The sequence below is a fragment of the Sulfitobacter litoralis genome, from assembly GCF_900103185.1.
Taxonomy (GTDB): Bacteria; Pseudomonadota; Alphaproteobacteria; order Rhodobacterales; family Rhodobacteraceae; genus Sulfitobacter; species Sulfitobacter litoralis.
In genome coordinates this window covers 211,283-223,877 of sequence record NZ_FNJD01000002.1, presented here as the reverse complement: position 1 = coordinate 223,877, position 12,595 = coordinate 211,283, and the positions used below count along the sequence as shown (strand labels likewise).

The 12,595-nt window shown below is 61.7% G+C and carries 15 protein-coding genes; 5 read left to right on the top strand and 10 right to left on the bottom strand.

Features of this window, described 5'->3' with window-relative positions; genetic code table 11:
- Positions 1 to 57: 57 nt before the first annotated feature.
- Entirely contained in the window at positions 58 to 528 is a 471-nt protein-coding gene (greA, locus tag BLQ98_RS03035) for a transcription elongation factor GreA (RefSeq protein ID WP_093731867.1), read from the top strand.
- Positions 529 to 543: 15 nt separating this feature from the next.
- On the top strand, positions 544 to 1,575 hold the full coding sequence (locus BLQ98_RS03030; protein ID WP_093731866.1) for a hypothetical protein: 1,032 nt from the start codon (positions 544 to 546) through the stop codon (positions 1,573 to 1,575).
- 3 nt (positions 1,576 to 1,578) lie between these two features.
- Here BLQ98_RS03030 and BLQ98_RS03025 read toward each other — a convergent pair whose 3' ends face one another.
- Genes BLQ98_RS03025 through BLQ98_RS03010 form a run of 4 tightly spaced genes read right to left on the bottom strand, consistent with a single transcriptional unit; the run spans position 1,579 to position 5,625 of the window.
- Positions 1,579 to 3,654, bottom strand: a complete 2,076-nt coding sequence (locus tag BLQ98_RS03025; RefSeq protein ID WP_208596007.1) for a molybdopterin-binding protein — start codon at positions 3,652 to 3,654, stop codon at positions 1,579 to 1,581.
- Complete coding sequence (gene mobB / locus BLQ98_RS03020; RefSeq protein WP_093731865.1) at positions 3,651 to 4,142, bottom strand: molybdopterin-guanine dinucleotide biosynthesis protein B; 492 nt, start codon at positions 4,140 to 4,142, stop codon at positions 3,651 to 3,653. Before mobB ends, BLQ98_RS03025 begins: the two co-directional genes overlap by 4 nt.
- Complete coding sequence (mobA, locus tag BLQ98_RS03015) at positions 4,139 to 4,741, bottom strand: molybdenum cofactor guanylyltransferase MobA (RefSeq protein ID WP_093731864.1); 603 nt, start codon at positions 4,739 to 4,741, stop codon at positions 4,139 to 4,141. Before mobA ends, mobB begins: the two co-directional genes overlap by 4 nt.
- Entirely contained in the window at positions 4,738 to 5,625 is an 888-nt protein-coding gene (locus BLQ98_RS03010) for a formate dehydrogenase accessory sulfurtransferase FdhD (protein ID WP_093731863.1), read from the bottom strand. Before BLQ98_RS03010 ends, mobA begins: the two co-directional genes overlap by 4 nt.
- Before the next feature lie 48 nt (positions 5,626 to 5,673).
- Here BLQ98_RS03010 and BLQ98_RS03005 point away from each other — a divergent pair, with 48 nt between their 5' ends.
- Together BLQ98_RS03005 and BLQ98_RS03000 are read left to right on the top strand one after the other, a co-directional pair.
- Positions 5,674 to 6,408 (top strand): AzlC family ABC transporter permease, encoded by a 735-nt coding sequence (locus BLQ98_RS03005; protein ID WP_093731862.1) that lies wholly within the window; start codon positions 5,674 to 5,676, stop codon positions 6,406 to 6,408.
- Positions 6,408 to 6,740 (top strand): AzlD domain-containing protein, encoded by a 333-nt coding sequence (locus BLQ98_RS03000; protein ID WP_093731861.1) that lies wholly within the window; start codon positions 6,408 to 6,410, stop codon positions 6,738 to 6,740. The genes BLQ98_RS03005 and BLQ98_RS03000 overlap by 1 nt, the downstream gene beginning before the upstream one ends.
- Here the strand turns inward: BLQ98_RS03000 and BLQ98_RS02995 are convergent.
- The 5 genes from BLQ98_RS02995 to BLQ98_RS02975 all read right to left on the bottom strand — a co-directional run bounded on the left by BLQ98_RS02995 (position 6,729) and on the right by BLQ98_RS02975 (position 10,840).
- Positions 6,729 to 7,331 carry a hypothetical protein gene (locus BLQ98_RS02995; RefSeq protein ID WP_093731860.1) on the bottom strand — a complete coding sequence of 201 codons (603 nt, stop codon included), beginning with the start codon at positions 7,329 to 7,331 and terminating at the stop codon, positions 6,729 to 6,731. The two genes, BLQ98_RS03000 and BLQ98_RS02995, sit on opposite strands and share 12 nt — an antisense overlap.
- A 31-nt stretch (positions 7,332 to 7,362) precedes the next feature.
- Positions 7,363 to 7,497: an aa3-type cytochrome c oxidase subunit IV gene (locus tag BLQ98_RS02990; RefSeq protein ID WP_005849635.1), complete on the bottom strand. Its 135-nt coding sequence runs from the start codon at positions 7,495 to 7,497 to the stop codon at positions 7,363 to 7,365.
- Positions 7,498 to 7,586: 89 nt separating this feature from the next.
- Entirely contained in the window at positions 7,587 to 8,072 is a 486-nt protein-coding gene (locus BLQ98_RS02985; RefSeq protein ID WP_093731859.1) for a DUF6173 family protein, read from the bottom strand.
- A 3-nt stretch (positions 8,073 to 8,075) separates the two neighbouring features.
- Entirely contained in the window at positions 8,076 to 9,125 is a 1,050-nt protein-coding gene (locus tag BLQ98_RS02980) for an MBL fold metallo-hydrolase (RefSeq protein WP_093731858.1), read from the bottom strand.
- Entirely contained in the window at positions 9,125 to 10,840 is a 1,716-nt protein-coding gene (locus tag BLQ98_RS02975; RefSeq protein WP_093731857.1) for an acyl-CoA dehydrogenase, read from the bottom strand. Before BLQ98_RS02975 ends, BLQ98_RS02980 begins: the two co-directional genes overlap by 1 nt.
- Positions 10,841 to 10,991: 151 nt before the next feature.
- Between BLQ98_RS02975 and BLQ98_RS02970 the strand changes: the two genes are divergently transcribed.
- Positions 10,992 to 11,936, top strand: coding sequence for an L-threonylcarbamoyladenylate synthase (locus BLQ98_RS02970; RefSeq protein ID WP_093731856.1), 945 nt, complete (start codon positions 10,992 to 10,994; stop codon positions 11,934 to 11,936).
- A gap of 15 nt (positions 11,937 to 11,951) precedes the next feature.
- Here BLQ98_RS02970 and BLQ98_RS02965 read toward each other — a convergent pair whose 3' ends face one another.
- On the bottom strand, positions 11,952 to 12,512 hold the full coding sequence (locus BLQ98_RS02965) for a YqgE/AlgH family protein (RefSeq protein WP_093731855.1): 561 nt from the start codon (positions 12,510 to 12,512) through the stop codon (positions 11,952 to 11,954).
- Positions 12,513 to 12,595: the final 83 nt, after the last annotated feature.

The window sequence follows — 12,595 nt, the reverse complement described above, 5'->3', positions numbered from 1 at the left end:
TTGCACTCTCGGACATCAGTTCGCGGGCTGTGACCCTCATTGCGTGGATGCCCCCCGATGGAAAAAATCCCCATGACCCGCGCCGGTCACACGGCTTTGGAAACCGAGCTGAAGCACCTGAAGTCGGTTGAACGCCCTGCCATCATCAAGGCCATCGCCGAAGCCCGCGAGCACGGCGATCTGTCCGAAAACGCAGAATACCACTCTGCCAAAGAAAAGCAGTCGTTCATCGAAGGCCGCATCAAAGAGCTTGAGGGTGCGATTTCCCTGGCTGATGTGATCGACCCCAAAAAGATGTCCGGCGCGATCAAATTCGGCGCGACGGTGACGTTGGTTGACGAAGATACCGACGAAGAGAAAACCTATCAGATTGTCGGTGAATACGAGGCCAACATCGAAAAAGGTATGCTGAACATCAAATCCCCTATCGCCCGTGCCCTGATCGGCAAGGAAGAAGGCGACAGCGTCGAAGTGCGGACGCCGGGGGGGGACAAATCCTATGAGGTTCTCAAAATCGTCTACGTCTAAGTCGGGGACAAACTGATGACCGAAAAACTGCAGCTGAACCCGAACGCACCGCGCCAATCCGCGCGGTCGACCCCGACCGGCGTTTACTCGCGCCCCAGCGACGGCGGAGGCTTTAGCATAGAGGTCATTGCAGCCGCGCTCACCGTCGTCTGGCTGCTGGGCTCCGTGATCTTTTTTATGGTGCTGCCGTCCGACGAGGCTTCTGACAGTGGGGCCGGTGTGCGTGTATTGATGACCATGCTTGCGGTTGTCATGCCCGTGGGCATGATCTGGGTTGCCGCCATCGCCGCCCGCTCCAGCAGTGCCATGCGCGAGGAAAGCAAACGGTTGCAGACTGCGATTGATGCGATCCGACAGGCCTATATTGCGCAGCAGCAGGGGCAAAGCCCAGGTGCCGATGCGACAGTCGCGCGCAAGCTCGATGAAATCGCCGCCGCCGCGCGCAAGACTGAAAGCACGCTGGCCACCTTCCACAGCCGCCGTGACGCACCGACCCGTCTTGCGCCTCTCAAGCCGGTCGTGGTTGACGATCAGCCAGCTTTGGCGCTTGGCACGTCGGCTGCGGATATGACGCAGCCGCTTTCGCACGAAGATTTCATCCGTGCGTTGAATTTTCCCGAAACGGCAGAGGATACCGAAGGCTTTTCAGCGTTGCGCAAGGCATTGAAGGACCGCAATGCGTCCCAGCTGGTTCAGGCGTCCCAAGATGTGCTGACGCTGCTGAGCCAGGACGGCATCTATATGGATGACCTCGTCCCCGACCGCGCCCGTCCCGAAATCTGGCGTCAGTTTGCCCAAGGCGCACGCGGCCGTCCGATTGCGGCGTTGGGGGGCATCCGTGACCGATCTTCGCTAGCGCTGACAAGTGCGCGTATGAAACAAGACCCGATCTTTCGCGATGTCGCGCATCACTTCTTGCGGCGCTTTGACCGCGCCTTTGCCGCCTTTGAAGCAGAGGCATCTGACGCGGATATCTCTGCGCTGACAGACACACGCACAGTGCGGGCCTTTATGTTGCTCGGGCGTGTGGCAGGGACGTTCGACTAGGGCCTAGGTGACCCCGAAGGATCCATAGGGGATATAGCGCACCAGATCGCCCGGCTGAACGTCGGCTGCGGCATCTGGTAGTTCTACCAGACCCTCGGCCCAAGACAGCCCGCTGATCCGGCCCGACCCTTCAGAGGCAAACACCTGCACCCGACCGTCGCGCATCCGCGCGCGCAGATACTCGCGTCGGCCCGGTTTCTTGCGTTTGCTGAAATCTGCGGGCACGTCAAAGCCTTGCGGCACAGGCCAGTCCTGCCCCGCCAACCGCGCCAACGCAGGGCGCGCGAATATCAATGTGCAGACCATGGCGGCCACGGGGTTACCCGGCAGGCCAAAAACCGGCGCGCCCTGCCACATGCCAAGCGCCAAGGGCCGCCCCGGTTTGACCGCGATACGCCACAGATCCAACGCTCCTGCCTCGGATAAAAGTGCGGACACGTGGTCCTCGTCGCCCGCCGACGCACCGCCGCTGGTCAGGATCGCATCGACCTCGCCTTGCGCCGCATCAAGCCGGGTGCGCAGCGCCTCACGGTCGTCGCCCACATGGCCCAGATCGACGCCCCGATGCCCGAACTGCGCCAGCAAACCCAACAGCATCGGGCGGTTTGCATCGAATATCTGCCCCTCCGCCGCGATTTGCCCCGCCTCGACGATCTCGTCGCCTGTCGACAGCACGCCAACCCGCAACTGTTTATGAACCAACACAGATGCGGTGCCGGTGGCCGCCAACAAGGCAATATCCGCCGCCGTGATCCGCCGCCCTGCGGCAAGCGTCACCGCGCCTGCCGTGACGTCCTCGCCTGCCTTGCGTGTGTTCGCGCCTTGTTTGACCGGTCCATTGAACCGCAGCGTGTCACCAACAATCGTCACGTCCTCTTGCAGCACCACGGTATCGACACCGGCGGGCAGCGCGGCCCCCGTCAGCACACGTATCGCATGACCGGCGGGTAAGCTCCCCGGCGCATCCCCCGCGGCTGCGCGGCCTTCGGCGAGCGGCAGCGCATGGGCACCGGCAGCACGTCCGCCCGCGAACCCGTAGCCGTCTACTGCCGTGTTCGGCAGTGGCGGGTTCGCACGCTGCGCCCGCACGTCGGCTGCTGCAATCCGCCCCAACGCCTCGCCAAGGCCCACCTCTTCGGCAGGCAGCACCGGATGCAAACGTGCGCGTAACCGTTCCAGCGCGTCGTCTACGGGCGTCCAATGCACGCCGGGCGGCAGGGCAAAGCAATCATTGCGCAGGGGTGGTGGTGCCTTGAGCAGGTGTTCAACCCCCAGCCCCAAGATCCACCCTTCTTCCGGTGCCTGCACGTCAAATACCTGCGCCAGTTCGGCAGGGGTCAAGACCGAGACCTGCCGCGCAAGTTCCTGCACCTGCCACGCATCCTTGATCATGTCATCTGGTGCAGGTCCGACGGTCAGTGATGGCCAGACTTCAACAAACGCAACGGGGGCATCGGGCGTCTCGAACGGCCAGACCGCGACGCGCCCTGCAAAGCGGGCACGCAGGCGCGAAAGGACAGGCAGCCCCATGACCACCTGCGACCCGACAGCCCCTGCCCCCGCCAGTTGCCAGCAGGTAAAGCTGCCCTTGGCCAGCAGTTCAGCTGCACGTTTCTCGGCAAAGGGATTTGTATAATCGGACTTGGTACGCGGCAGCCCCGTGATGTCACGGTTCGGCAGGCCGTTGGCCCAAAACGGCCCCTGACCGCCGCCCAGACCCAGATTGATCTCTCCGGCCAGATCGAAACGGTTGTTGGCCTTTGGCGCGTCTTCGACCCGCGCCTCGAACCAGTCCCACACAGCGAACGGATCGGAGCTGCCCGTCAGCGCTCCGGCAAAGTCTGCGGGGTAGCCAAAAGGGAAATCGAACCCGACCATCACGCGATGGCCCTGCGCCAGCTCTGCGTCGATCAGCGTGGCGATCCAAAGCTCTGCCTCTGACCGGTTACGCAGATAAACGGGGGCATCTGATACGCCCCCCCGCGACACCCCCGCCCAGATCGCGTCCTTGCGCGGGGTCGGGCCGGTGTCGTTGCCGCCGGACCAATCGACCATGACGATGGTGTCAAATGCGCTCACAACCCGACCTCGGACAGGATGAAATCGGCGATGGTGCCTGTGTCATTCAGATCGAACACGGGGCGATCCGATGTCATTGGTGTATCACTGGCAATGGCCTTGATCGTCGGATCCTGCGGCGCGATCAACGCGTTGCCCGTTTCCGCCCGATGCGCTTCGACTTTGGCGTGACCGTCACGCTTGTAGCCTTCGACCAGCACCAGATCGACGGGCGCAAGCTTGGCCAGCAGCGCGTCGAGCGTCGGTTCATCCTCGCCGTGCAACTCATGCATCAGGGCAAAGCGGTTGCGCGAGGCCAACAAAACTTCGCGGGCACCCGCGACGCGGTGGCGGTGGCTGTCCTTGCCCGGATGATCGACGTCGAAACTGTGATGCGCATGTTTCACGGTAGACACTGAAAAGCCGCGCCCCGTGATTTCGGTCACAAGGCGTTCCATCAACCCTGTTTTGCCGGCGTTCTTCCAGCCGACAACGCCGTAAACTCTCATAGCATCTCCTGTGCGCGGGCCAGATCCTCGGGGGTGTTGATGTTAAAGAACGCGTCCTCATCGGGGAACAACGCCTCGCGGCCATCGTGCGTTTGCGTCCACATTACGACCTTGCGCAGGCCACCCTGCAAGGCAGCACGCAGATCGTCGCGCAAGGCCACAGGCCACAGGCCAAAGGTCGGGTGCCGCGCCGTGCCGCGTTTAGCGTCCGGCGTGGCGGCGAGCACCAGCGGGTGGGTCATCCCCTCGCTTGCCAGCAACAGTTGCGGGACCAGATCACCGGGGAAGAACGGCGTATCGGCGGCAGCAGTCACAATCGTATCAGCGCCATGTGCGGCAGCCCAATCCAGCCCTGCCAACACCCCCGCCAGCGGTCCGGCAAAGCCGTCAATACTGTCGGGCAACACCGGCAGTTTCAGCCCCGCAAACCGCGCGGCATCGCCATTGGCATTCAACGCCACACGCGCCACCTGCGGCGTCAGCCGTTCGATCACATGGTCCAGCACGCTTTGACCGCCAAGTTGCAGCAGCCCCTTGTCGCCGCCGCCCATCCGCGTCGCCTGCCCTCCTGCAAGGATCACCCCAAATGGCTGTTTCATGCGCTGCCCTTTCGGCCTGATCGTTTAGGTTCATCCCTAATCTGGTCGGGGTCTGCATCGCGGATCAGCCGGTCCTCGCCCGCAAGGCAAATAAAGCGTTTTCCCTTCATCCGCCCGATCAACGTCAGCCCGACCTGCTGCGCGATCTCTACCCCCCAGGCGGTAAAGCCGGAACGTGACACCAGCGCGGGGATGCCCATCATCGCGGTCTTGATCACCATTTCCGACGTCAGCCGCCCCGTGGTATAGAGTATCTTATCCTCGGCCGAGACTTTTTCAGAGAGCATCCAGCCCGCGATCTTGTCGACCGCGTTGTGACGCCCCACGTCCTCCATATAGACCAGCGGGCGATTGCCCTGACACAGCACCGTGCCGTGGATCGCCCCGGCTTCCAGGTACAGGCTCGGCGTGCGGTTGATCTGCGCGCTAAGGTCATAGATCCACGAGGTTCGCAGCGGGGTCGACGGCAGGGAAACGCCCTCCAGACCCTCCATCATATCGCCAAAGACAGTGCCCACAGCGCAGCCACTGGTGCGGGTCTTCTTGCGCATTTTGTCTTCGTAGTCGGTTTTGCGGGCGGTGCGGACGATGACGACTTCAAGCTCTTCGTCATAGTCGACGCTGGTGATATCCTCGCCGTCGCGCAGCATACCCTGATTGCGCAAGAACCCGAGCGCGAGGTATTCGGGGTAATCGCCAATCGTCATCGCGGTGACGATTTCCTGCGCGTTCAAAAAAATCGTCAGCGGGCGTTCCTCGACGACGTTGATCGTTGTCTCGGTCCCCAAATGATCCCGCCCGACGACGGCACGTGTCAGCCGCGCCAATCCTGGCTGCGGTGCGATCAAATAAGCATCGGTGTCTGTCTTGACGGACAATTGCATCCCCCCAAAGCGGCAGTTAAGCATGTCCCGGCAATCTAGGGGGAACGCATGGCCATCACCACCACGAAATCGGCCTTTCGCAAAGGTCTTGCCGACGCAGCGCCCTTTATTCTGGTGATGATCCCGTTTGCCTCGCTGTTTGGCATCCTTGCCACCGAAGCAGGGCTGAACGTGTTCGAAACGCTCGCCTTTTCGGTCGTGGTCATTGCGGGGGCAGCACAGTTCACCGCGTTGCAACTGATGCAGGAACATGCCCCGACAGCGATCGTGCTGGCCTCTGCGCTGGCGGTGAACCTGCGGATGGCGATGTATTCGGCGTCGCTGACGCCCTACATCGGGTCCGCGCCTTTGTGGCAGCGCGCGCTGGCCGCTTATCTGACCGTTGACCAATCCTATGTCTGCGCGATGGCGCAATATGAGAAAGAGCCGGATATGACCATCCCGCAGCGGATGGCGTATTTCTTCGGTTGTGTGACCCCCATCGTGCCGTTGTGGTATCTTTTCACCCTGGTCGGCGCGATGGTCGGGGCACAAATCCCTGACAGCTGGGCGTTGGATTTCGCCCTACCCATCACCTTTCTCGCCATGATCGCTCCGATGTTCCGCACCTCGGCACATATCGTCGCGGCGCTGGTGGCATCCCTCGCGGCGCTGTTGACGGCGGGTGTGCCCTATTCGCTGGGCCTGATCCTGGCAGGGCTGGCGGGCATGATCGCCGGTGCCCAAACCGAACTTTGGCTGGAAAGACGCCAGCCCCACCACCCTGAACAGGACGCGGTATAATGACTGATATCGACACCGGCACGCTTTGGTTCGTGATCATCGCCCTTGGTCTTGGCAGCTTTGGGCTGCGCTTTGTCTTTACCGGACTGGTGGGGGACCGCGAAATGCCCGCGTGGCTGTTGCGACACCTGCGCTATACGGCGGTGGCGATCCTGCCCGCTCTTGTGGCCCCGCAAGTGATCTGGCCCGCGGCCACGGACGGGCAGCTTGATCTCCCGCGTATGGCGGCGGCGGCGGCGGCGCTGACTGTGGGGGTGCTCACCAAAAACGTGCTGCTCGCCATTATCAGCGGCGCAGCCACGCTTTATGGTTTGCTTTGGTTACTGGGCTAGAAGCGACGCCTGTACGGCATCAATTACGTCGCCTTCGTCGTCTTCATAATATTTCGTCGTCTTCACGCCGGGCAGGCTGGCAAATTGTTCGCTGAGCTTGGCAGGGTAGAACGTCTTTGAAATACTCTCGAATCCCTGAACCTGCGTCAGGATATCAGAGGTCGCATTGGCGCAGAACGCCCCCGCCACCTGACCGTTTGACATCACAAGCTGCAAGATCTGTTCTGCCTGTGCGTTGCTGACCTGCAGCTCCTGGCTGACGACATGGTAGGTGCTGCGCGCATGAGAGGATTTGTACCCCTGTATCCACTTAGGCGTCATGCCGTACAGCACGTCGCCGCGTTCGATCACACGCGGATCACGGAAGGAACCGGCAGGGTCAAATATCACCTGCTGCGACCCGTTGACCACCAGTGCCGTATGGCCTCCGCTGCCGGTACGGTTGTTGATCATCGTCATCAACGTAATGGATTTTGGTCCCGGTGCCACATAAGCAGCCGCTGCGACTTCTGCGGGGGTGTTGTCGATCCCGGTATCATTCGCACAGGCCGCAAGCAGCCCGACGCAGGCCAAAGCCATCCAAACACGCATAGAAATATCCTGTCGGTTAGGTTTGCCCGCCTTAGCGCGCGAAGATCGCCATAAAGACCAGAATGGCAATAATCACGATGCACGACCATTTGACGAAGTTCATGAAGCTGTCAAAAGTCTTCTCGTGCGTGCTGGTGTCCATCGAGCCGTGTTCATGTTTGGCCATTTGCGCGATCCTTGTCTTAACGTGCGTATGATTTGGTCTGGGGAATACTGTATTCATTTGCCTATGTCACGGCATCAAAATGCGCGAGCTCAGGTGTTTTCGCCTGCGGGGGGCTCGTCTTGCGTCTCGAGGCCTTCGACCAGACGAAAACCGATGCGATTCGCGGGGGCTTCCTGCACCGCTTTGGGCAGCGCACGTAGGGCCACGTTCAACTGTGTGACATGCTGCACAAGCTGCATCCGCGCGCCGGTATTGTCCTTGCCATAAAAGGTCACGATATCGGGATCGAAATAGCCCATCCCCTCGATCCGCAACACGCCGGCGTCACCGCCTGCAAACCCCATGGCGACCTCGTGATCGCCGTCAAGCTGCTCTTCGAAATTCTTGAGGTACAGCACAACACGCTCATAGGCCCATTGCGCAGCTGATTTCTGCGCGGCAGGCTTTTGGGTCATCCCCTTGGGCACAGGCTGATCCGAGGCGTTGCGGCTGGAGGGGTCCGAATGCACTTCGTAAAGCCGTGGCAACGCGTCTGCTTCGATGGCTTCGGCAGCAGTCTTGATCTCGTTATCCATCGTTCAACCCTTTGACTGATATACCCACGCCCCGTCCTGCGCACGCAAGCTGCGCGTGGCGCGGCCCGTCTGGTACAGATGGCTAAGATGCGCCACCGCTTCGACCAACGCCAGACCGTATTCGCCCTCGCCGATGTTGCGTTTGAACAGGGTAGAGAAGCATTCCGACGCAGACTTGGGCTCTGCAATCGCCTTTTCCAGACGGCGCAGGGCGCTGTGGTGGTTTTCGATCAACTGGCGCATGCGGGTAGGCAGACCCGTGAACGGCAGCTTGTGCCCGCCAAGCACCAAATGATCCTCGCGCGCGAGCAGTGACAGACGGTCACAGGCTTCGATCCATTCGCCAATGGGGTCGGCCATCGGCTCGGTGGCATAGACCCCGACATTGGGGCTGATCGAGGACAGGATCTGATCGCCCGCAATCACCAGATTGTCGTCCCGGCTCCAGAAGGTGGCGTGTTCGGGGGCGTGGCCACTACCCATATGCACGTCAAACACGCGTCCCCCGATGGTGATCTCGTCGCCTTGCTTGATCCGCGTGAAACCCAAAGGCAGCGGCGACACAATATCGGCAAAGTTGAACGGCCGCTCGGAGGCGCGTTTCTCATATAGCGCGGCGTCCATACCCGACAGCTTGTAGAACGCCAGCGTTTCGGCCGGGGGTGTCTCTTGCGGGTCCAGCGTCAGCATTCGCGCGGTCAGCCATGCGGTGCGCGTTGTCACCAGCTCTGCCCCGTGTTCGGTCTGGAACCAGCCCGCCAACCCGATGTGATCGGGATGATGGTGGGTCACGACCACCCGCGACACCGGCTTGCCGCCCAATGGCCCCGCGATCAGGTCGGTCCACAGCGCCTTGGATTTTTTCGACGCAAAGCCGGTGTCGATGATCGTCCAGCTGTCGCCTTCATCGAAGGCATAGACGTTGACGTGATCCAGCTTCATCGGCAGCGGCAAACGCAGCCAAAGAATGCCGGGTGCGACCTCTATCGCGGCATCATGGGCGGGTGGCGTCTCCCAGGGGAAACGCAAACCGGTGGGCGCTGTATCAGGCATCAGGCGGCCAGTTCGTCAGCGGAAAGCGCGAAAAGATCGGCCTCGCCCGCCTGGGCATGGGCCAGCAGTCCGACGTGTTCCGGCAGCAAGCGCAGGATGTAGAACCGCGCCAGCTTTTCACGTGCGCCGCCCTTGTCAGCCAGCGCCGCCTTGAGGTGCAGATGCGCCCCAAGCACCCGCGCAAAGGCCCGCAGGTACGGCACAGCACCGGCAAAGCGCGTGTCCATATTCGATTGCTCTGTCAGCCAATCGGTCGCTTCGCGCAGCGTTTCCGAGGCCTGCCAGAGGGCATCCGCCATATTCGGGAATGTCTCGCGGGCCGCTTCGGCATCGGCTTCGATTTCATCTAGCAGACGGTTCGCCGCCTCGCCGCCGTCCATCATCTTGCGCGCCACCAGATCCATCGCCTGAATGCCATTGGTGCCTTCGTAGATGGCTGTCACACGTACGTCACGGCTGTACTGCGCGGCCCCTGTTTCTTCGATAAAGCCCATGCCACCGTGGACCTGAACGCCCATTTCAGCGACGGCCATGCCGGTGTCGGTGCCAAAGGCCTTGGCGATCGGGGTCAGGAAGGCTGCGCGGGCTTTCCATTCGGCCTGTCCGGTCGCGTTCGTCATGTCGATGGCCTTGGCGCAGCACAGCGCAATGGCGCGGGCGGCAAAGGTTTCCGCCTTCATCGTCATCAGCATGCGGCGTACATCAGCATGATCCACGATGGTGCCGGTGCCGTCGGGGCGTGATGTCTTGCCCTGTTTGCGGTCCAGCGCATAGGCCAGCGCGTGTTGATAGGCCGCTTCGGCGATGCCGATGCCCTGCCCGCCCACACCAAGCCGTGCGTTGTTCATCATTGTGAACATGGCTGCCATACCGCCCTGTTCGGCCCCAACCAGCCAGCCCGTCGCCTTGTCATACTGCATCACACACGTGGGAGACCCATGAATCCCGAGTTTGTGTTCCAGACTAACGACGTTCAGCGTATTGGCATTCCCAAGGCTGCCGTCCTCATTGGGCAGGTATTTCGGCACGAGGAACAGGCTAATGCCTTTCGTGCCCGCAGGCGCACTGGGCAGACGCGCGAGAACCAGATGGCAGACATTGCCGCCAAAATCATTGTCACCCCATGTGATATAGACCTTCTGGCCTGAGATCGCATAGGTGCCGTCGCCGTTGTCTTCGGCCTTGCTTGCCAGCGCACCCACGTCCGAGCCCGCTTGCGGTTCGGTCAGGTTCATCGTGCCGGTCCATTCGCCGCTGATCAGCTTGGGCAGGTACAGTTCCTTGATCGCGTCGCTGGCGTGATGTTCAAGCGCTTCGATCTGGCCTTGGCTCATCAACGGGGCAAGCTGCAAGGACAGGCAAGCCCCGCTCATCATTTCATTCACGGCAGTCGTCAGGGTCATCGGCAGGCCCATGCCACCGTATTCAGGGTCGGCGGACATGCCGATCCAGCCGCCTTCGGCCACGGCCTTGAACCCGTCAGCGAAACCGGGCGACGTGCGCACGACACCGTTCTCAAGCTTGGCGGGCGTCTGGTCACCTGCGCGTTGCAGCGGGGCCAGAACGTCATTGGTCATCTTGCCCGCTTCTTCGAGGATCGCGCGGGTGACGTCTTCGCTGGCATCTTCAAAACGTTCGGTCTGACGCACAGCGTCCAAACCTACGACATGATCAAACAGAAAGGCAAAATCTTCGACAGGGGCGCGATAGGGCATAGTTTTCCTCCGTTAACGCGTTCGTCTGCTTGGCAAACCGAACAGCGACCTGATAAGCCCAAGACGATACTTCGGGCTGTTGCGGCGAGAATGTCGCTCAAGTCTGCGTACCGCAACCCAAAACGCGGCGTCATCCCCATAAGAGAAGCCCATGACCGACATTCTACTTCCCGACCCCTCAGGCATTTCCCGCGCCGCCGCCCTTTTGCAACAAGGTGCACTGGTCGCTTTGCCAACTGAAACGGTCTATGGCTTGGGCGCGGATGCGCGCAACGGGACGGCAGTGGCAGGGATTTACACGGCCAAGGGACGGCCCAGCTTTAACCCGCTCATTATCCATGTCGCCGATGTGGATCAGGCACGCCAATATGGGCGCTGGTCCGACACAGCAGAGGTTCTGGCCAGCGCATTCTGGCCGGGGCCAATGACCCTCGTGCTGCCTCTAGCCGACGGGCACGGGCTATCGTCACTGGTGACAGCGGGGCTGGACAGCATCGCCATCCGCATCCCCGCACATCCTACGGCCCGCGCCATATTGCGGGCGTTTGGCGGGCCGGTGGCGGCCCCGTCTGCCAACCCCTCGGGCAAGATCAGCGCCACCACGGCGCAGCATGTCCTGTCGGGGCTGGAGGGTCGGATCGCCGCTGTGGTCGATGATGGCCCCTGCACGGTCGGGCTGGAAAGCACGATCATCGGGCTGAACCAGCCACGCCCTACCCTCCTGCGCGCAGGCGGTCTGCCGTCCGAAGCGATAGAGGCGGCGCTTGGGGGGACGCTGGATGTGGCCGACGGCGCAGAAATTATCGCCCCCGGCCAATTGGCGTCCCACTATGCGCCCCATGCCAGCGTGCGGTTGAACGCGCATGACGCAAAAGAAGACGAGGTCTATCTTGGCTTTGGCGCAGCGAAGGGGACTGGCGCGGATGATCTAACCCTGTCGGCCAGCGGCGATCTGGTGGAAGCGGCGGCGTATCTGTTTGACCGGCTGCACGCGCTTGACCGGCTGCGCAAACCCATCGCAGTGGCCCCGATCCCTGAAACCGGTCTGGGCCGTGCCATCAACGACCGTCTGCGTCGCGCGGCTGCTCCGCGTTGATCCACCTTGCGTTTGTTAGGCGCGCCCCGCTGTCGCGCTCAGCCCCAATGGGTCCACCCCGATAGAGGTCAGCGCCGCTTCCCATTTGCGTGCATCAGGCAGGGTAAACAGGATGTCAGTGTCGCAGGGGCAGGTCAGCCAGCCATTCTGCGCGATTTCGCCTTCCAGCTGGCCTGCATCCCAACCGGCATAGCCCAGCATCAACATCGCCTGTCGCGGGCCCTTGCCGCGGGCGATGTCTTCGAGAATATCAAGCGTCACAGTCACCGCCACGCCCTGCGCGATATCGGTCGTCTTCATCACCGACCGGTATTCGGCGCTGTGCAGTACGAAGCCACGCTCTGTCTCGACGGGACCACCGACATGCACCCCCAGACCGGTGATGTCGTCCATGTCCACATCACTAAGCCGGTCAAGCACGTCGCCCAGCTTGAGATCAGCGGCAGGTTTGTTGACGATCAACCCCATCGCGCCCTCGTCGTCATGCGCACAGATAAAGATCACCGAATGATCGAACCGAGGATCCCCCATGCCGGGCATGGCCACCAAAAGCTGGCCGGTAAGATCCATTGTCATGCTGTCGTTCTTTTGCGTCATCCCCCTAGCATGGCGTGCGCCCCTGCTGCTTACAACCCCTACGGCTGCAACGTTTCATAATG

Bases quoted from the DNA above. Each gene is read 5' to 3' on its own strand.
- greA (WP_093731867.1), top strand. From the start codon at position 58: ATGGAAAAAATCCCCATGACCCGCGCCGGTCACACGGCTTTGGAAACC.
- BLQ98_RS03030 (WP_093731866.1), top strand. From the start codon at position 544: ATGACCGAAAAACTGCAGCTGAACCCGAACGCACCGCGCCAATCCGCG.
- mobB (WP_093731865.1), bottom strand. From the start codon at position 4,142: ATGAGAGTTTACGGCGTTGTCGGCTGGAAGAACGCCGGCAAAACAGGG.
- mobA (WP_093731864.1), bottom strand. From the start codon at position 4,741: ATGAAACAGCCATTTGGGGTGATCCTTGCAGGAGGGCAGGCGACGCGG.
- BLQ98_RS03010 (WP_093731863.1), bottom strand. From the start codon at position 5,625: ATGCAATTGTCCGTCAAGACAGACACCGATGCTTATTTGATCGCACCG.
- BLQ98_RS03005 (WP_093731862.1), top strand. From the start codon at position 5,674: ATGGCCATCACCACCACGAAATCGGCCTTTCGCAAAGGTCTTGCCGAC.
- BLQ98_RS03000 (WP_093731861.1), top strand. From the start codon at position 6,408: ATGACTGATATCGACACCGGCACGCTTTGGTTCGTGATCATCGCCCTT.
- BLQ98_RS02995 (WP_093731860.1), bottom strand. From the start codon at position 7,331: ATGCGTGTTTGGATGGCTTTGGCCTGCGTCGGGCTGCTTGCGGCCTGT.
- BLQ98_RS02990 (WP_005849635.1), bottom strand. From the start codon at position 7,497: ATGGCCAAACATGAACACGGCTCGATGGACACCAGCACGCACGAGAAG.
- BLQ98_RS02985 (WP_093731859.1), bottom strand. From the start codon at position 8,072: ATGGATAACGAGATCAAGACTGCTGCCGAAGCCATCGAAGCAGACGCG.
- BLQ98_RS02980 (WP_093731858.1), bottom strand. From the start codon at position 9,125: ATGCCTGATACAGCGCCCACCGGTTTGCGTTTCCCCTGGGAGACGCCA.
- BLQ98_RS02975 (WP_093731857.1), bottom strand. From the start codon at position 10,840: ATGCCCTATCGCGCCCCTGTCGAAGATTTTGCCTTTCTGTTTGATCAT.
- BLQ98_RS02970 (WP_093731856.1), top strand. From the start codon at position 10,992: ATGACCGACATTCTACTTCCCGACCCCTCAGGCATTTCCCGCGCCGCC.
- BLQ98_RS02965 (WP_093731855.1), bottom strand. From the start codon at position 12,512: ATGACAATGGATCTTACCGGCCAGCTTTTGGTGGCCATGCCCGGCATG.